Consider the following 17719-nt stretch of genomic DNA (forward strand, 5'->3'; position numbering starts at 1 on the left):
CACGGCAGACTACGCCGCGGCCACCCGCGTGCATAGCCTTCGGGTTTGCGGTGGCGCCGCGGGGCACGGCAAACCTTCCTAGAGCTCCTGGTACATGACGTGCAGCCCCACGTAGCCCAGGGCGGGATGGTGGAAGGCTCCGGGAATGGTTGCCAGAATACGGAAGCCCATGGACTGCCACAGGCCCACCGCACGGACGTTGCTTTCGACAACGGCGTTGAACTGCATTGCCTTGAACCCGGCTTCCCGCGCGGCAGCCAGAGAATATGCACAGAGCGCCCGCGCAAGTCCCTGCCCGCGATGATCGGCGTGGACCATGTAGCCGGCGTTGGCCACATGGCTTCCCCCGCCGCCCTGGTTGGGGTGCAGTTCCCCGGTACCCAGCACTTCGCCGTCGCGCACTGCAACAAAGGTCTGGCCGGGCGCTTCCTTGAACCATTTGCTGCGTGCGGCTTCCTCGGACGTGCCGCGGTCCCAGGTGAAGGTCTCGCCTGCTCGGATCACAGGTTCAAGGACGGCCCATATCCCCGGCCAGTCGCTTTCCCGTGCGGGCCGGATCTCGTAGGCGGCAGGTGGCGTTGCTGCTTCGATGTTTGATTGGCTCACGCTCGCTACGGTAGCAGCGATTCACATAGCGTTGGCCGGCTGCGCCGCCACTCGTCTCAGGAGTAGTGTTTTCGCTGAGACGCCGGGGAAGTTGCGCCGTGCGGGCTGCTGAATTGATTGTTGAATGCGTTGGATACAGGAGGTAAGCCGTGTCGTTAATCCGTCGCGTGGCGTTCCTGTCCCTCCACACCTCTCCCATGGAACAGCCGGGTTCGGGCGACGCCGGGGGAATGAACGTTTACGTCCGGGAGCTGGCAATGGCTCTGGCAGAGCTCGGCGTGGAAGTGGAAATCTTCACGCGGTCAACCTCCCCCGAACAACCCGCCGTCGAACATCCCGGCCCGGGCGTGTGCGTCCACAACGTCCTGGCGGGCCCGGCCCGGAAGCTGCCCAAGGAGGAACTTCCCGGACTCCTCCACGCCATGGTTGCCGAAATCGAGAGGATCCGGCAACGTCAACCGCATGGCCGTTACGACGCCATCCATTCGCACTATTGGGTATCGGGTGTGGCCGGACTGGAGCTTTCCGCGCTGTGGGACGTGCCCCTGGTCCACACGATGCACACCATGGCGAAGGTCAAGAACCTGGTGCTCGAATCCGGAGAGCGGCCCGAACCGCGGCTGCGTGAAGACGGCGAACAGCGGATCGTGGATGGAGCCGCCCGGCTCGTAGCCAACACTCCCGCCGAGGCCCAAGAGCTTGTCTCGCATTACGACGCCGATTTTGACCGCATCGACGTCGCTCCCCCGGGCGTCAACCTCGCGGTGTTCACTCCAGCGTTCCGTGCACGGTCCCGCGCCGAACTCGGAGTGCGACCGGACAGCTTCCATCTTCTCTTTGCCGGACGCATCCAGCGGCTCAAGGGTCCGCAGGTCTTCATCGAAGCTGCCGGCGTCCTTCGGCGGCGGCGGCCCGACATCGATCTGGAACTGACCATTCTGGGCGCTTTGAGTGGTGCCAAGGACTTCAACCTGCAGTCCTTCATTACGGCCGCCGGGCTCGACGACGTTTTGACACACCGTGCGCCGGTCAAGGCGCCGAAGCTGGCAGGCTGGTTCCGTTCTGCCGACGTCGTAGTGATGCCGTCCTTCAGCGAATCCTTCGGGCTGGTTGCCCTTGAGGCCCAGGCCTGCGGTACTCCGGTGGTCGCTACCAACGTGGGCGGGCTGTCCCGGGCCGTGGCCGACGGGCGGACCGGTATTTTGGTTGACGGTCACAATCCCTCGCGCTGGGCCGACGCCATCGAAGCCCTGTACGACGATTCCCGTACCCGCGAAGACATGGGCCGCGCCGCCGCCGTGCACGCGGAAGCCTTCGGCTGGCAAAGGACGGCAACCATCGCGCTGGAGAGCTACCACGCGGCCATCGGTGCGGTCCTCGTCCGTCCGAGCTAAACCCTCACTCACCAATACGCCCCCTCGCGACGACCCTCACTCACCAATACGCCCACGGCTGATAGATTGTCGCGCACAGTGTTCCGCACGGAGTTGAGGACAAGGATGCCTGAAAACAAGATCCTGAGCGACCTTGAAATTGCCCATAGTGCCGCCATACGTCCTATCGAGGAGATCGCCGAGCGTGCCGGGATCAACGCCGATGCCCTGGAACTATACGGTCGGTACAAGGCGAAAATCGATCCCGCCAAGCTCCGATTCACGGACGCCGAGCGCGTCGGCAAGATAGTCCTCGTCTCGGCGATGTCCCCGACACCGGCGGGTGAGGGAAAGTCCACCACCACGGTAGGCCTCGCGGACTCTTTGGCCCGGGCAGGTCACCGGGTGATGATCGCGCTGCGCGAACCGTCCCTTGGGCCCATCCTGGGCATGAAGGGAGGCGCCACGGGCGGCGGGTATTCCCAGGTTCTCCCCATGGACGAGATCAATCTTCATTTCACAGGCGACTTCCACGCGATCACCTCAGCCAACAATGCCCTGATGGCCCTCGTGGACAATCACATCTTCCAAGGCAACGAACACAACATTGATCCCCGCCGCATGACGTTCAAACGGGTTCTTGATATGAACGACCGGTCCTTAAGGGAGATCATCATCGGCTTGGGCGGCCCTGCTCAAGGCGTTCCGCGGCAGGACGGTTTCGATATCACCGTGGCATCCGAGATCATGGCCGTCTTCTGCCTTGCCGCGGACTTGGACGACCTCCGCGAGCGCCTTGGCCGCATCACTTTCGGATACAGCTACGAGCGAGTGCCGGTCACTGTGGCCGATCTCGGGGTTCAAGGTGCCCTGACCATGCTGCTGAAGGACGCCATCAAACCGAACCTCGTGCAGACAATCGCAGGAACCCCCGCCTTGGTGCACGGCGGCCCCTTCGCCAATATCGCGCACGGCTGCAACTCGCTTATCGCCACCCGAACGGCCCAGCAGCTCGCAGACATTGTGGTCACGGAAGCCGGGTTCGGCGCTGATCTTGGTGCCGAAAAGTACATGGACATCAAGTCGCGCATCGCTGACGTGGCGCCCTCCGCCGTCGTAGTGGTGGCAACTATCAGGGCGCTAAAGATGCAGGGCGGCGTCCCGAAGGAGCTCCTCAAGGACCCAAACGTGGAGGCTCTCGCCGCCGGCGTCGAGAACCTGAGGCGGCATGTGCACAATATTGAGAAATTCGGGGTCACTCCGGTCGTTGCGATCAACAAGTTCGCCACTGACACGCCCGAGGAGCTCGAATGGCTCCTTGCCTGGTGCGCCCAGGAGGGAGTACAGGCCGCGGTGGCCGACGTCTGGGGCCGGGGCGGAGGGGGCGACGGCGGCGACGAACTCGCGGCGAAGGTCGCGGCGGTGGTGGCGGCAGCGGCGCCGTCGGACTTCCGGCACTTGTATCCCCTAAGTCTCTCTGTCGAAGACAAGATCCGCACGATTGTGCAGGAAATTTATGGTGCCGACGGCGTCGAGTTCTCGGTCCCCGCCCTCAGGCGCCTCGCGGACATCCGGAAAAACGGCTGGGGCGGGATGCCTGTTTGCATGGCCAAGACGCAATATTCCTTCACCGACGATGCCTCCCAGCTGGGAGCCCCCAAGGGCTTCACGGTGCATGTGCGCGAGCTCATTCCCAAAACCGGTGCGGGATTCATCGTCGCGTTGACAGGTGCCGTCATGACCATGCCAGGGTTGCCCAAGGAGCCGGCCGCGATGCGCATGGACGTCGATGAGCACGGCAATCCGGTGGGCCTCTTCTGACCCTCGCTCACGTATCGCCCCCATCCTAGGAACGCTCGCTCACATATGGCCCATGAGAGGGCCTTCTCGAGCGAGCCGCACCTGGCCTGTGGATAACTCCTGCAGGAACCAGCCGATTCGGGTAACAATGCGGGTATGCAAAAACAGTTCGACCTTCCCGCTGACTTGCTATCAGGACCGTTTACGCTCGAGCAAGCCCAAGCACAAGGGGTCCCGCGTGCACTCTTGCTTCGCGCCGACGTCGAACGCGTCAGCCGCGGGCTCTACCGTCCGGCAGACTGGGACTTCGATCTCGAGTCGGCGGCGCGTGCCTTGTCTGCGGCGACGCCGGGCGCCTGGATTTCCCATGTGACAGCAGCACGCCTTCGCTGCTCGTGTCTTCCGCCCTGGCTGTCAGACTCGAGCGAGCTGCACCTCAGCAAGCCGCGCTCATTGCCCGGAGTCCGCCGTAAAGGCGTGGTCGGGCATACCGTGATCGCAGCCGAGGACGAGGTCGAATCCGTTGATGGAATACGGATCAGCACCCGATCGCGCACGTGGCTGGACATGGCTAAGCTGCTTCCTTTGAACTACCTCGTCTGTATGGGCGACGAGCTGATCCGGGTTCCGCGGCAGGCCTTCGAAGGGCGGGACACTCCGTTCGCGACCCTTGAAGGCCTGCGTGCCTTGGTGGGGCGGCATCCGAATTTGCAAGGCGTCGTGCGCGCCCGCGAGGCGCTGGATCTGATGCGGGTTGGGGCGGACTCCGCGCCAGAGTCCCTGCTTCGCCTGGCCATGCTGGACGCGGGAATCCCCGAACCCGAACTTCAACTCAGGTTGCGGGACTGCGACCCGCTCTCGCCGTCGGCGGATCTGGGATTCCGCCAACGGCGCCTCGCCATCCAGTACGACGGCGGCCATCACCTTGCGGACGCCCAGTCACTGAGCGATCGACGCCGGGACAAAGCGTTCGAAGCAGCTGGATGGACTGTTCTTGTGTTCCGCAAAGACGATTTAGCAGATTGTTTCGATCTGGCAACCAGGAAAATCAAGAAGGCACTGCGATCAGCGTGGGTGGATCCCGCCGTCGCATCCGGCTTCGCAGACGCGGTGTAGTGAGCGAGCGTCCGTCGAAAACCCACAAAAAATGAGCGAGCGTCGGCTCGACGTGCCGCTGCAACGGCAGCGCTTAAACGACGGACGCTCACTCACATATAAGTGAGTGAGCGTCCGTCAAAAACGCCGCATAAGTGAGTGAGCGTCCGGGACGATGGTTAGCGTTCGACGTCTCCGCGGATGAAGGCTTCGACCTTTTCGCGGGCGAGATCGTCGTTGAACTGCTCCGGCGGAGACTTCATGAAGTAGCTGGACGCGGAAAGCAGCGGGCCGCCGATGCCACGGTCCAGGCCGATTTTGGCGGCGCGGATGGCATCGATGATGACACCTGCGGAGTTCGGGGAGTCCCAGACCTCGAGCTTGTACTCAAGCGAAACCGGGGCATCGCCGAAGTTACGGCCTTCAAGACGGACGAACGCCCACTTGCGGTCATCGAGCCAGGCAACATAATCGGACGGGCCGATGTGGACGTCGTCTGCGTGGAGCTTGGCTTCGACGTTGGAGGTCACGGCCCGGGTCTTGGAGATCTTCTTGGACTCCAGGCGGTCGCGCTCCAGCATGTTCTTGAAGTCCATGTTGCCGCCGACGTTCAGCTGGTACGTGCGGTCCAATGTGACGCCACGGTCTTCGAAGAGCTTGGCCATGACGCGGTGCGTGATGGTGGCGCCGATCTGGCTCTTGATGTCGTCACCGACGATCGGCACGCCGGCTGCCGTGAACTTGTCGGCCCATTCCTTGGTGCCGGCAATGAAGACCGGCAACGCGTTGACGAAAGCCACACCGGCGTCGATGGCGCACTGCGCGTAGAAGTGCGCGGCTTCCTCGGAGCCAACCGGCAAGTAGCAGACCATGACGTCGGCCTTGGCCTCGCGCAGCGCGGCCACGATGTCCACAGTCTCCTCCGGGGCCTCGACAATGGTCTCGCGGTAGTACTTGCCCAGGCCGTCCAAGGTGTGGCCACGCTGGACTTTTACCCCGAGCTCGGGGACATCGGCGATCTTGATGGTGTTGTTTTCACTCGCGCCAATGGCGTCTGCGAGGTCCAGGCCGACCTTCTTGCTATCGACATCGAAAGCAGCGACGAACTGGACGTCGTTGACGTGGTACTTGCCGAACTCGACGTGCATCAGACCTGGGATCGTGGCCTGGGGGTCGGCATCGCGATAGTAGTGGACACCTTGGACCAGCGAAGCGGCGCAGTTACCTACACCGACAATGGCGACACGAATCGGATGTGAAGACACGGAACTCCTTTGAGAACTAACCTCAGGTGCCTGGCGCGTCAGTACATGAGTGTATGACGGCGACTTAAAGGCACAGCGCCATTCGGCGCTCTTTGCATTGTAACCAACACGAACGGGGCCGTCTTTGTTCCCAGCCGACCCCGCACTTGTGTTAAGTTTCCGAATCTACTTCTGCGCCCACAGATTGATGTCGGATTCGACGGCGAACTCGTCAATGGCGGTCAGTTCCTCTGACGAGAATTCGAGGTTGTCGATGGCGGACAGCGTGTCCTCCAGCTGCGCGACACTTGACGCACCCACCAAGGCCGAGGTCACGGATGAGCCCTTGGGCTGTTCGCGCAGGATCCAGGCGATAGCCATCTGCGCGAGGGTCTGCCCGCGTCCTTCGGCGATCGCGTTCAATCCCCGTACCCGGTCCAGCTTTTCCTCGCTGAGCGCCGATTCGGACAGGAACCGTTCCTTGGCCGCTCGCGAATCTGCCGGGATGCCGTTCAAGTACCGGTTGCTCAGCATCCCCTGCGCCAGCGGGGAGAAAGCGATGGATCCGGCACCCACCTGGTCAAGAGTTTCGTAGAGGTTCGGCGAGCCATTCTCGGTCCAGCGGTTGAGCATGGAATAGCTGGGCTGGTGGATGAGCAGCGGCGTGCCCATCTCCTTGAGGATCCGGGCGGCTTCGAGGGTCTGTTCCGGAGTGTAGGAGGAGATACCGGCGTACAGCGCCTTGCCGGAACGGACGGCATAGTCCAGTGCCCCCATGGTTTCTTCAAGGGGTGTTTCAGGATCCGGCCTGTGGCTGTAGAAGATGTCCACGTAGTCCAGGCCCATGCGTTGCAGAGACTGGTCCAGGCTGGAGAGGAGGTACTTACGGGAGCCCCATTCCCCGTAGGGGCCGGGCCACATGTAGTAACCGGCCTTGGTGGAAATGACGAGTTCATCGCGGTATGGCTTGAAGTCGTCCTTCAGGTGGCGTCCAAAGTTCGTTTCCGCAGAACCGTCCGGCGGACCATAGTTGTTGGCGAGGTCGAAGTGATTCACCCCAAGGTCGAAGGCACGGCGCAGGATGGCACGCTGCTCCTCGAATCGTTTGTCGTCACCGAAGTTGTGCCACAGTCCCAACGAAATGGCGGGAAGTTTGAGACCGCTGCGTCCGACGCGGCGGTAGGGCATGGTTTCATAGCGGTTTTCCGCAGCCGAATAAGTCATATGCACTATCCTGCCACCAGCTCCCGTGCGGGAAGGCGTACGACGGCGGCGCTCTCCGCCGGGATCGTCAGCGTTCCGTCCCCGACGGCGGCCGAAAGGTCCGTGGCGAGCAAGAGTTCACCGTCGATCGCCTTCGTCACGGCCCGGTCCCCGAAGTTGCATGCGACCCTCACGGCGCCCCGGCTGAGAACCAGCCAGTGGTCCTCTTCGCTGAAGGCAACGTGGGTGTCGGTGAATCCGCCGCCGGCGATCTCCGGCGTCGAGCGCCTGAGGTTCGCCAAGGCCCGGTAAAGCTCCAACAGCCGGGCGTGATCGCCGTCGTGGACTTCCTCCCACTTGAGCTTCGAACGCGTGAAGGTCTCCGGGTCCTGGGGGTTGGGCACCAAGGCCGGGTCCCAGCCCATCCGTTCGAATTCCTTGAGGCGGCCGTTTGCGGTAGCTTCAGCGAGCCATTCTTCGGGATGCGAGGTGAAGAACTGCCAGGGGGTGGAAGCGCCGAACTCTTCGCCCATGAACAACATCGGGGTGAACGGAGAGGTCATGGTCAACACGGCGGCCAGTGCGAGCCTGCCGTAGGACAAGCTTGCGCTGAGGCGGTCACCCGCGGCACGGTTACCGATTTGATCGTGGTTCTGACTGCACACCACGAGCGCCGCAGGATGCGCCAGACCTGCGCGGATGGGCCGGCCATGATGCCTGCCGCGGAAGCTCGAGTAGCTGCCATCGTGGAAATATCCGTGTTCGAGGACTTTGGCCAAGGCGGCCAAAGAATCAAAATCGGCGTAATAGCCGGCGGTCTCACCTGTGAGGTTCACATGGACGGCGTGGTGGAAGTCGTCGCTCCACTGCCCCTCCAGGCCGTAACCGTTGGTGTCCCTGCGGTAGATCAGGCGCGGGTTGTTGAGGTCTGATTCAGCTATCAAGGTCTTGGGGATGCCGGTTTCGGCTTCGATGCCGTCCGCAAGCCCGGCAAGGTCCTCCAGGATATGGACGGCCCTTTCGTCACGGAGGGCGTGCACGGCGTCCAGGCGCAGCCCGTCCACGTGGAAATCGTTCAACCACATGGCGGCATTGTCCAGAATGTATTGGCGGACTTCGTCCGAGCCGGGGCCGTCCAGATTCACTGAATCGCCCCAGGTGTTGCCTTCACCGGACTTCAGGTAAGGGCCGAACTTGGGCAGGTAGTTCCCGCTGGGCCCAAGATGGTTGTAGACCACGTCCTGGATGACGCCAAGTCCGGCACCATGCGCGGCATCAACAAACCGCTGATAAGCCTCCGGTCCCCCGTAGGCTTCGTGGACGGCGAACCACAGGACGCCGTCGTAGCCCCAGTTGTGGTGGCCGTTGAAGGCGTTGACGGGCAGGAGTTCCACGAAGTCGATTCCCAGCTCAGCCAGGTAATCGAGCTTTTCGGCTGCCGCGTCCAAGGTGCCCGCCGGTGTGAATGTTCCCAGGTGAAGCTCGTAGATGACGGCGCCGCCAAGCCCGCGCCCGGCCCATTCCGCGTCGTTCCAGGCGTAGGACGAGGCGTCGAACGTACGGGACAAGCCATGGACGCTGTTTGGCTGTCTCTGCGATCTCGGATCGGGAAAGGGCCCCTTTCCGTCAACCAGATAACCGTAGTCAGTCCCGCCCTCCCTGGCTACGCCCGCCGTCCACCAGCCAGTGACGCCGTCGTCGAGCGATCTCATTTCGTGGTGCTGGCCCGCTGCGAGCAGAGTGACGGACTCTGCAAACGGGGCCCACACGTCGAATCTTTTCCCCGTGCTGCTCGTCTCAGGCATGGTTCCCCCTCGTCGTCTTGTTCGGACATCGCTTGTCCGCAGTTGTTAGTGGCTTGGCTAGCTGACCGGTATGAGCAGGGCCACCGGGAACCTCGACAGAAGGCGTGCGAGCTGCGTCTCGCCTGCTGGGTAGCTGTTGCCCGTGAGCGTGTCATGGACCGCGTGTTTCAGCTTGATGGAGGTGTCCTGCCATCCGCCACTGAGCTCAAGCTTCCGCGGGAGCCTGGTGGCTAGAGTGATGGCGCCGGAGCCGGCCGCACCACGGTCGAAGGCGATCAGATGTTCGGCCGCGGGCCCGTCGGCATTGACAGGACTGTAACCACCGAAAAGCTCAGGCCGGTCGCGACGCAGGCGCAGCGCCCGGGAAGTCAGCAGCAGCTTAGCCAGTTCGTCCCGCACCTCAGTTGGGGCACCGGCGTCAAGGGCTGCAAGCGCCGCCCTGCGCCGTTCGAAATCGACCGGGCGGCGGTTGTCCGGATCGGTGAGCGAACGGTCCCACAACTCAGTCCCTTGGTAGACGTCCGGTACGCCCGGCATGGTCAGCTGGACAATCTTGGCCGACAACGAGTTGGACGTCCCGTACGGTTCCAAAAGGGCCACGAACCCTTCCAGCGCGGCCGAGGCCTCCGGAACATCGAAGACTGCGTCGACGGCAGAGGTGAGGCTCGCTTCGAATCCTTCGTCCGGCTCCGTCCAGCTGGTGGAATTGCCGGCCTCGCGTGCCGCCTTGACGACGTAGCCGTGAAGGCGTTCGCGACTGGCTGGCCAGGCGCCCGTCACGGATTGCCACACGAGGGCTGCGAGGGGTCCGTCGGGAATCGGAGCAAGTTCTTGCATCCTGTCCACGAATGCTTCCCACTCGGGGATTGCCTCTGAGATAGCGGAGATCCTGGCCCGGGTGTCTTCGCTGCGCTTCGTGTCGTGCGTGGTCAGCGTGGTCATGGACCGCGGGAGCCGTTCCTGGCGGCGCACCATCCGGTCATGGAATCCAGCCGGGGACAGGGCGAATTCCGTGGGGTCCGCTCCAACCTCGGTCAGCGTTCCAAGACGCGTGTAGCGGAAGAACGCGGTGTCTTCCACGCCTTTTGCCATTACCATGCCTGAGGTTTGTTGGAACCGGCAGCCCAGTTCACCGGTAGCGTCGAGCAGCAGCGGAAGCAGCGCATCGAGGACTCTTCCGAGCTCCGGCCTGGCCTGGGCGGAACGCTCAACGGCCTCCACCACGATGTCTTTGCCGAACGGTAGGTAGCTTCGGTAGACGGGGAAGGAGGCAATGACCTCGGCCAGCGCATCGGCCACTTCACGGCGGGGAAGCTCCGGCGACTCCGGGACGAGCCGCGCAAGCCGCAGAATTTCCGAGTGCAGGATGCCGTCGGTGATGCGCCGCTTGGTCCCGTGGATCATGGCCTGGTAATCAGCCGGTGACCGGGTGCCCCGGAGCCTTGCGTCCAGGGCGTCCAGCGGTGCCTCGGCGTCGGGATCAACGAAAAGGCGGTCGACGTCGGCGAGTGCGTCATAGCCGGTGGTCCCTTCGCAATCGAAATTCTCCGGAAGTTCCTCCCCCGGCTCCAGGATCTTCTCTATGAGCACATAGGACCCGGCTGTGGTCTCCTTCAGGCGGGCCAAGTATCCGGCCGGGTCCGCGAGCCCGTCAGGGTGGTCGATCCTCAGCCCGTCCACGAGTCCGTCGCGGAACCAGCGGGAGACCTCGGCGTGGGATTCCTCGAAAACCCAGGGGATTTCCACGCGGATCCCGGCCAAAGTGTTGACCGCGAAGAATCGGCGGTAATTCAGTTCGTCGTCGGCCCGCCGCCAGCCGATCAGTTCGTAATGCTGACGTGCATGGATGTCCCGGGCGGTGTCACCGGGAGCGTAGCTGCCGTCGGCCAGCGGGAACCGGTGGCCGAAGTAGCGCATTTCGCCGTCGACCACTTCCAGTTTGTCGAGGTCGTCGTCGCTGCCGAGAACCGGGAGCCGTAGCTTTCCGCCGCCGAAGTCCCAATCGACGTCGAATGCTTCCGCGTAACGGGAAGCCTTGCCTTCTTTGAGGAGCGACCACCACCAGGCGTTTTGCGGAGGCGACGCAACGCCCATGTGGTTGGGAACAATGTCCACCAGGACCCCGAGTCCGGCTTCCCGTGCCGCCTTGGAGACTGCGGCGAGCCCTTCCGCCCCGCCACGCGAAGCATCAACGGCGGAGGGGTCGGTCACGTCGTAACCGTGGTCCGAGCCTTCCTCCGCCGTCAGGATGGGCGACAAGTACACCCAGTCGACCCCGAGGTCGCGTAGATAGTCCGTGAGAGCTGCCGCGTCCTGGAGCGTGAACGAGGAACGGATCTGGAGCCGGTACGTGGAGGCCGGCGTCCTCATGATTTCCCGTTCTTGGAGACGCGTGGCTTTCTGGGCTTCTTCGGCGCGGCAGGGGGCTTGGCATCGGCGGCAGTCTTGCTTCCGGAGGCAGGCTCAGTCGGTGCCGGCGTGGCTGGTGCCGTCAAGGAAGCCGTTTCGGGCGTGGTTGTCTGCGACAAGGCGGCCAGGGACGCTGCGACGGAGTGGTCCGGGTCCGTGTCCGGCACGCTGTGTGCCCGCAAGACCACGAGCGATTTGGCCCCGACACCGAGGACGGTTTCGGCCAGTACGGGTTCGGTGTCCGCTCCGCCGCCAGCGGTATCGATGATGATGTCCCACGCGGGCGCGTATTCGTCCGAGGGAACCTTGAAACCGACTTCATCGTCGTGGGCGTTGAAGTACAGCAGGAAATTGACGTCCTTGATCCGGCGCCCCTGGTTATCCCGGCCACGGATCCCGTCACCGTTGAGGAACACCCCCACGGAACGACCAAAACCGCTGTCCCAGTCCGAGGGCGTCATCGTGGTCCCGTCCACGTCCAGCCACACGATATCCGGAAGCCTCTCGCCTTCCCCCCGAAGCACCGGACGGCCATCAAAGAACCGGCTCCGCCGGAACGTGGGGTGCTTGGCCCGCAACGCACTGACCGCCGCCGTGAACTCCACCAACGGCTGATCCACGCTCTCCCAATTGATCCAGGTCAACTCCGAGTCCTGGCAATAACCATTGTTATTCCCCCGCTGCGACCGGCCCAGCTCATCACCATGCAACAGCATCGGAACACCCTGGGAAAGCAGCATGGACGCGATGAAGTTCCGCTGCTGACGGGCCCGCAGACCCAGGACCTTGGGATCCTCCGTGGGCCCCTCCACCCCGCAATTCCACGAACGGTTATGAGACTCCCCGTCATTGTTACCCTCACCGTTGGCCTCGTTGTGCTTCTCGTTATACGAAACAAGATCAGCCAGGGTGAACCCGTCATGGGCCGTGACGAAATTGATCGAAGCCACCGGACGCCGCCCGGAATGCTCGTAAAGGTCCGCCGAACCGGTCAACCGCGAGGCGAACTCACCCAGCGTGGACGGCTCGCCACGCCAGAAATCGCGGACCGTGTCCCGGTACTGGCCGTTCCACTCCGTCCACTGCGGCGGGAAGTTTCCCACCTGGTAGCCGCCCGGACCCACGTCCCACGGCTCCGCGATCAACTTCACCTGCGAGACCACCGGATCCTGCTGGATCAATTCAAAGAACGTCGAGAGCTTGTCCACATCATAAAACTCCCGCGCCAACGTGGAGGCAAGATCAAAACGGAAACCATCGACATGCATTTCGGTGACCCAATAACGCAGGGAATCCATGAGCAACTGCAGGGAATGCGGGCTGCGCACATTCAACGAGTTGCCCGTCCCCGTGTAGTCCATGTAATGCTTGAGATCACCCTCCACCAGCCGGTAATACGCGGAATTATCGATCCCCTTGAACGACAAGGTAGGCCCCAGATGATTACCCTCGGCCGTGTGGTTATACACCACATCGAGAATGACCTCGATACCCGCCGTATGCAAAGCCCTGACCATCGCCTTGAAGTCCTGAACCTGCTGGCCCGTATCACCCTTGGAGCTATAACCGTTATGCGGAGCGAAGAACCCGATCGTGTTATACCCCCAGTAATTATTCAACCCCCTGTCCTGCAGAATGCCGTCGTTCGTGAACTGATGGACCGGCATCAGCTCGATGGCCGTCACCCCCAGCTTCTTCAAATGCGCAACCACCGCCGGATGCGCAACACCGGCATACGTACCGCGCTGCTCCTCGGGAACCTCCGGGTGGAGCTGGGTCAGGCCCTTCACGTGCGCCTCATAGATCACGGAACGGTGATACGGGATCCGAAGCTGCTGATCCCCCGCCCAATCAAAAAACGGATTGATCACCACACCCATCATCATGTGGGGCGCGGAATCCTTATCATTCCGGGAATCCGGATCCCCCATGTTGTACGAAAAAAGAGCCGGATCCCAATCGATCTGCCGGTGCACCGCCTTGGCATAAGGATCCAGCAGCAGCTTGTTCGGATTGAAACGCTGACCCGCAGACGGGTCATACACACCATGCACCCGGTACCCGTACTTCTGCCCCGGCTGAACATGCGGAAGATAGCAATGCCACACATAACCATCCACCTCGCTGACGGTATAGCTGACCTCGCCCCCGTCCTCGTCAAAGAGACACAACTCCACCTTCTCCGCTTTTTCGCTGAACAACGCGAAATTCGTCCCCGTGCCATCGAAAGTAGCACCCAACGGATACGCGGATCCTGGCCAAACGTCCATGTGTCCTCCTTCACGTGCCGGATAACTTCCTGCAAGCCTAGCCACACTATGGGACATTTAAAGCACATCGGCGATTATCTGGTGCGATGTTCCATGAGAGCTCGGTAGACGCCAGGGACCGCCCGGACGATGTCGGAAGCGGCCAGTGGCCCACCCGCCGAGGCGGCACTGCCAGCCATTCCATGGATGCTCGCACCGACGGCCGCCACTGCTGCCCAACGTTCCTCGGGCCCGATCCCCTGAGCTGCGAAACGTCCGTCGTCGTCCATGCCGGACTCCGCATATGTTGCCGCCAAGGCGCCAAGTATCCCGCCGAGCACATCTCCACTGCCTGCAGTGGACATCCACGGGCACCCCTCCGACTGGCTGAAGACCGCTCCGGAAGGGGAAGCAATCAACGTTGTCGCACCTTTGAGGAGGACCACGGCACCGGTGTGTTCGGCAGCGAGCCTCACGAAATGCAAGGTCCGTGATTCCACATCCTCACGCGTCACGCGCACTTCGCCCCGGCCAAGAAGGGCAGCGAGTTCCCCCGCGTGCGGGGTCAGGATCCAGTGCGGCGGGCAGCGTTCGGGCAGGAGCTCCAGGGCGCCGGCGTCGACGACGGCGGGCTGGCCGGCGTCGGACGCTGCGGCAAGTACGTCCCGGGCACGTTGTAGTTGCTCGGTCCCGTTCAATCCAGGCCCAAGCAGCCAGGCTTGGACCCGGCCGGGCTCGCCCGGCTCCCAGATCGCTTCAGGGGTCCGCTCCAGGACCTGGCGTGCAACAGTCTCCGGGCCGAGGTACCGCACCATTCCCGCACCGGCGACGGAGGCCGCCTCGACCGAAAGAGCCGCTGCCCCTGTGTATCGCTCGGAACCGGCCACAATGCCCAGGACTCCCCTGGTGTATTTGTGGGCCCGGCGTCCGGGGTTCGGCAGCACAGCAGCCACGTCGCGGACAGAGAAGCGGCGAAGGGCAGGTGGTGGAAGCGAATCCTCCATGCCGATGGGCACCGGGAGGACACGGCCGGCACAGCCCTCGCCAGGATCGGCCATGAGGCCCGCTTTGACTGCCCCGAATGCCACGGTGAGCCGCGCCGTCAGCACGGGCCAGTGGACCTCGCCGGTGTCTGCGTCCACTCCGCTAGGGACATCGCAGGCTACAACTACGTTCGGCCTTAACTCCTGCAAGGCCACAATCAATTCAGCAGCCGGACCGCCAAGGCCGCCGCGGGCGCCGGTGCCAAGGATGGCATCGATGACCACGTCGTCTCCGGCGATGAGAACGGCGAGCTCTTCGGCATTATTCTCGTCCAAAACGTGGATACGTCCACCGGCCGCGCCAAAGGCCCCCAGGGCGCCAGGATGGGCAGAACCGGCGGTGAGCACCGCCGTCGTGCGCATTCCGCGGCGTGCGAGGATTGCCGCGGCGAAAAGACCGTCCCCGCCGTTGTTGCCTTTGCCCGCCAGCACGGTAACGCTCGATCCGTAAAGGCGGCGGCCCTCCGAGCGGAGCTCATTTACGACGGCGTTCGCCAGTCCGTGGGCCGCTCGCTGCATGAGAACAGCGCCTTCTCCGGCATCGAGAAGCGGTTGTTCCGCTGCCCTGATCTGTGTTCCGGTGAAGGCGCTGATCATGGTTGCTGACGCAGCTAAGCTTCGGCGATGACCATGGCAGTGGCGATTCCGCCGTCGTGGCTCATCGAAACATGCCAGCGTTTCACGCCCTTGGAGTCGGCCACCGCGAGGACGGTGCCCTTGACCTTGATCGTGGGGCCGTACTGGTCCAAGCCGATCCAGCAGTCCTGCCAGTTCATGCCCGCGGGAGCTCCCAATACCTTGGCCACAGCTTCCTTGGCGGCGAAGCGCGCAGCCAAGGACCGCGTGTTGAGCTCGCGTTCCGCGGGAACGAACAAGCGGTCACGGAGGCCCGGGGTCCGCTCGAGCTGGCGCCCGAAGCGCTCAATGTCTACGACGTCTACGCCTATGCCAACAATCATGCGGCTATTCTACGGTGACGCTCTTGGCGAGGTTGCGCGGCTGGTCCACGTCGTACCCCTTGGCCTTGGCCAGCTCCGCCGCAAAAATCTGCAGGGGGACCGTGGTGAGCAGCGGCATCAGGAGCGTAGGGGTCTGCGGTACGTAGAAGACGTACTCGGCGTAGGCCCGCACGGCTTCATCGCCCTCTTCGGCGATCACCAGGGTGCGCGCACCTCGGGCGCGGATTTCCTGGATGTTGCTCACAACCTTCGCGTGAAGGGAGTCGCGGCCACGGGGCGACGGGACCACCACGAAGACAGGTTGTCCTTCCTCGATCAGGGCGATCGGTCCGTGCTTGAGCTCGCCTGCAGCGAACCCTTCGGCGTGGATGTAAGCGATTTCCTTGAGCTTCAACGCGCCTTCAAGGGCCACCGGGAAGCCGACGTGGCGGCCAAGGAACAGTACGGATTTCTCGTCCTTCATGCTGCGGGCGAGTTCGCGGAGGGGGCCGGCATTGTCGAGGATCTTCTGGATGTGGGCAGGGATCTTTCCAAGGTCCGCAAGGACATCCTTGATCTGACCGGAGAAGATGTTCCCGCGCAACTGGGCCAAATAGAGGCCAAGCAGGTAGGCAGCGGTGATCTGGGCGAGGAATGCCTTGGTCGAAGCGACCGCGATCTCGGGACCGGCATGTGTATACAGCACGGCGTCGGATTCGCGCGGGATGGTGGAGCCGTTGGTGTTGCAGATGGAGATCGTCTTGGCACCCTGCTCACGGGCGTAGCGTACGGCCATCAAAGTGTCCATGGTTTCGCCGGACTGGCTGATGGACACCACCAAGGTGTTGGCGTCAACGATCGGGTCCCGGTAACGGAACTCGTGCGCGAGTTCCACCTCGGTGGGGATACGGCACCAGTTCTCGATGGCGTACTTGGCCACCATTCCGGCGTAGGCTGCCGTGCCGCAAGCAAGCACGATGATCTTGTTGACCTGCTTCAGCAACTCGGGGTCGATCCGGAGCTCACTGAGGGTCAGTTGGCCGTTGATGTCCGAGCGGCCGAGCAGGGTCTGGGTGACGGCGTCGGGCTGGTCATGGATTTCCTTCTCCATGAAGGAGCTGAAGCCACCCTTTTCCGCGGAGGCCGGATCCCAGTCAACGTGGTATTCCTTGCCTTCGGCGGGAGCGCCGAAGAAGTCCGTGATCTCCACGGAGTCGGCCGTGATGGTAACGATCTGGTCCTGGCCAAGCTCGACGGCGCGGCGCGTGTGGTCGATGAAGCCGGAAACGTCCGAACCAAGGAAGTTCTCCCCCTCGCCGAGTCCCACCACGAGGGGAGAGTTGCGGCGGGCGGCCACGACGACGTCGGGACGCTCAGCGTGCACGGCGAGGAGCGTGAATGCGCCTTCGAGCCGCTGGCAGGCAAGCTGCATCGCTTTGGTGAGCTTGCCGTTGGACGAGTCCCCATTGAGCTGGTTGCGGAAGATATCCCCCAGAAGTGCTGCTGCAACCTCTGTGTCCGTCTCCGACACGAAAGTGACGCCCTTGGCGACAAGCTCCTGCTTGAGCTCGGCGAAGTTTTCAATGATTCCGTTGTGGATCATCGCGAGCCGTCCGCCATCGGCCAGATGCGGGTGGGCGTTCTGATCCGTCGGCCCGCCGTGGGTAGCCCAACGGGTGTGGCCGATGCCGGTCAGGGACTCCGGGAGCGGATTTTCTTCGAGCTCGTTCAGCAGATTGCTGAGCTTGCCCGACTTCTTCCGGCTGGTGATGGTTCCATCAGCCACCACGGCGACTCCGGCCGAGTCATAGCCCCGGTATTCAAGACGACGAAGCCCTTCAAGCACGACGTCGAGAGCCGAGTGCCCGGCGTCTGCCCGGCGGGATGAATTGCCAACGTAACCAACGATTCCACACATGCCTACAAGAGTAGCGGGTGCCCTGCGAAACGGAGG

At 63.0% G+C, this 17719-nt stretch carries 12 protein-coding genes; 3 read left to right on the forward strand and 9 right to left on the reverse strand.

What is annotated here, in order from left to right:
• Window positions 1-78: 78 nt before the first annotated feature.
• On the reverse strand, window positions 79-606 hold the full coding sequence (locus A3M3_RS0102760) for a GNAT family N-acetyltransferase (RefSeq protein WP_442853091.1): 528 nt from the start codon (window positions 604-606) through the stop codon (window positions 79-81).
• Between the two features lie 149 nt (window positions 607-755).
• Here A3M3_RS0102760 and mshA point away from each other — a divergent pair, with 149 nt between their 5' ends.
• From mshA to A3M3_RS0102775, 3 genes are all read left to right on the forward strand, one after another.
• Window positions 756-2000 (forward strand): D-inositol-3-phosphate glycosyltransferase, encoded by a 1245-nt coding sequence (gene mshA, locus A3M3_RS0102765; protein ID WP_028265055.1) that lies wholly within the window; start codon window positions 756-758, stop codon window positions 1998-2000.
• A gap of 105 nt (window positions 2001-2105) precedes the next feature.
• The gene (locus A3M3_RS0102770) at window positions 2106-3800 is read left to right on the forward strand and encodes a formate--tetrahydrofolate ligase (protein WP_028265056.1); all 1695 of its coding nucleotides are present in this window, start codon (window positions 2106-2108) and stop codon (window positions 3798-3800) included.
• 135 nt (window positions 3801-3935) lie between these two features.
• Window positions 3936-4895: a type IV toxin-antitoxin system AbiEi family antitoxin domain-containing protein gene (locus A3M3_RS0102775; protein WP_028265057.1), complete on the forward strand. Its 960-nt coding sequence runs from the start codon at window positions 3936-3938 to the stop codon at window positions 4893-4895.
• 158 nt (window positions 4896-5053) lie between these two features.
• Here the strand turns inward: A3M3_RS0102775 and A3M3_RS0102780 are convergent, their stop codons facing one another.
• The 8 genes from A3M3_RS0102780 to glmS all read right to left on the reverse strand — a co-directional run bounded on the left by A3M3_RS0102780 (window position 5054) and on the right by glmS (window position 17683).
• A complete protein-coding gene (locus A3M3_RS0102780) occupies window positions 5054-6139 on the reverse strand; it encodes an inositol-3-phosphate synthase (protein ID WP_028265058.1) in 1086 nt (361 codons plus the stop codon).
• A 165-nt stretch (window positions 6140-6304) separates the two neighbouring features.
• Window positions 6305-7342, reverse strand: coding sequence for an L-glyceraldehyde 3-phosphate reductase (gene mgrA / locus A3M3_RS0102785; RefSeq protein ID WP_028265059.1), 1038 nt, complete (start codon window positions 7340-7342; stop codon window positions 6305-6307).
• A gap of 5 nt (window positions 7343-7347) precedes the next feature.
• Entirely contained in the window at window positions 7348-9126 is a 1779-nt protein-coding gene (treZ, locus tag A3M3_RS0102790; RefSeq protein WP_028265060.1) for a malto-oligosyltrehalose trehalohydrolase, read from the reverse strand.
• A 57-nt stretch (window positions 9127-9183) separates the two neighbouring features.
• Complete coding sequence (gene treY, locus A3M3_RS0102795) at window positions 9184-11496, reverse strand: malto-oligosyltrehalose synthase (RefSeq protein ID WP_028265061.1); 2313 nt, start codon at window positions 11494-11496, stop codon at window positions 9184-9186.
• Window positions 11493-13805, reverse strand: coding sequence for a glycogen debranching protein GlgX (glgX, locus tag A3M3_RS23610; protein WP_051422903.1), 2313 nt, complete (start codon window positions 13803-13805; stop codon window positions 11493-11495). Before glgX ends, treY begins: the two co-directional genes overlap by 4 nt.
• Before the next feature lie 74 nt (window positions 13806-13879).
• Window positions 13880-15424: a bifunctional ADP-dependent NAD(P)H-hydrate dehydratase/NAD(P)H-hydrate epimerase gene (locus A3M3_RS0102805; RefSeq protein WP_028265062.1), complete on the reverse strand. Its 1545-nt coding sequence runs from the start codon at window positions 15422-15424 to the stop codon at window positions 13880-13882.
• A gap of 14 nt (window positions 15425-15438) precedes the next feature.
• Window positions 15439-15786 carry a holo-ACP synthase gene (locus A3M3_RS0102810; RefSeq protein ID WP_028265063.1) on the reverse strand — a complete coding sequence of 116 codons (348 nt, stop codon included), beginning with the start codon at window positions 15784-15786 and terminating at the stop codon, window positions 15439-15441.
• Between the two features lie 4 nt (window positions 15787-15790).
• Window positions 15791-17683 (reverse strand): glutamine--fructose-6-phosphate transaminase (isomerizing), encoded by a 1893-nt coding sequence (glmS, locus tag A3M3_RS0102815; RefSeq protein ID WP_028265064.1) that lies wholly within the window; start codon window positions 17681-17683, stop codon window positions 15791-15793.
• Window positions 17684-17719 lie beyond the last annotated feature (36 nt).

Origin of the sequence: Arthrobacter sp. MA-N2 (assembly GCF_000517125.1) — a bacterium.
In the GTDB taxonomy this organism is placed as follows: domain Bacteria; phylum Actinomycetota; class Actinomycetes; order Actinomycetales; family Micrococcaceae; genus Arthrobacter; species Arthrobacter methylotrophus.

Coding starts and splice junctions, on each gene's coding strand:
- A3M3_RS0102775 (WP_028265057.1), top strand. CDS start 3,936: ATGCAAAAACAGTTCGACCTTCCCGCTGACTTGCTATCAGGACCGTTT.
- A3M3_RS0102770 (WP_028265056.1), top strand. CDS start 2,106: ATGCCTGAAAACAAGATCCTGAGCGACCTTGAAATTGCCCATAGTGCC.
- A3M3_RS0102810 (WP_028265063.1), bottom strand. CDS start 15,786: ATGATTGTTGGCATAGGCGTAGACGTCGTAGACATTGAGCGCTTCGGG.
- treY (WP_028265061.1), bottom strand. CDS start 11,496: ATGAGGACGCCGGCCTCCACGTACCGGCTCCAGATCCGTTCCTCGTTC.
- glmS (WP_028265064.1), bottom strand. CDS start 17,683: ATGTGTGGAATCGTTGGTTACGTTGGCAATTCATCCCGCCGGGCAGAC.
- glgX (WP_051422903.1), bottom strand. CDS start 13,805: ATGGACGTTTGGCCAGGATCCGCGTATCCGTTGGGTGCTACTTTCGAT.
- A3M3_RS0102805 (WP_028265062.1), bottom strand. CDS start 15,424: ATGATCAGCGCCTTCACCGGAACACAGATCAGGGCAGCGGAACAACCG.
- treZ (WP_028265060.1), bottom strand. CDS start 9,126: ATGCCTGAGACGAGCAGCACGGGGAAAAGATTCGACGTGTGGGCCCCG.
- mgrA (WP_028265059.1), bottom strand. CDS start 7,342: ATGACTTATTCGGCTGCGGAAAACCGCTATGAAACCATGCCCTACCGC.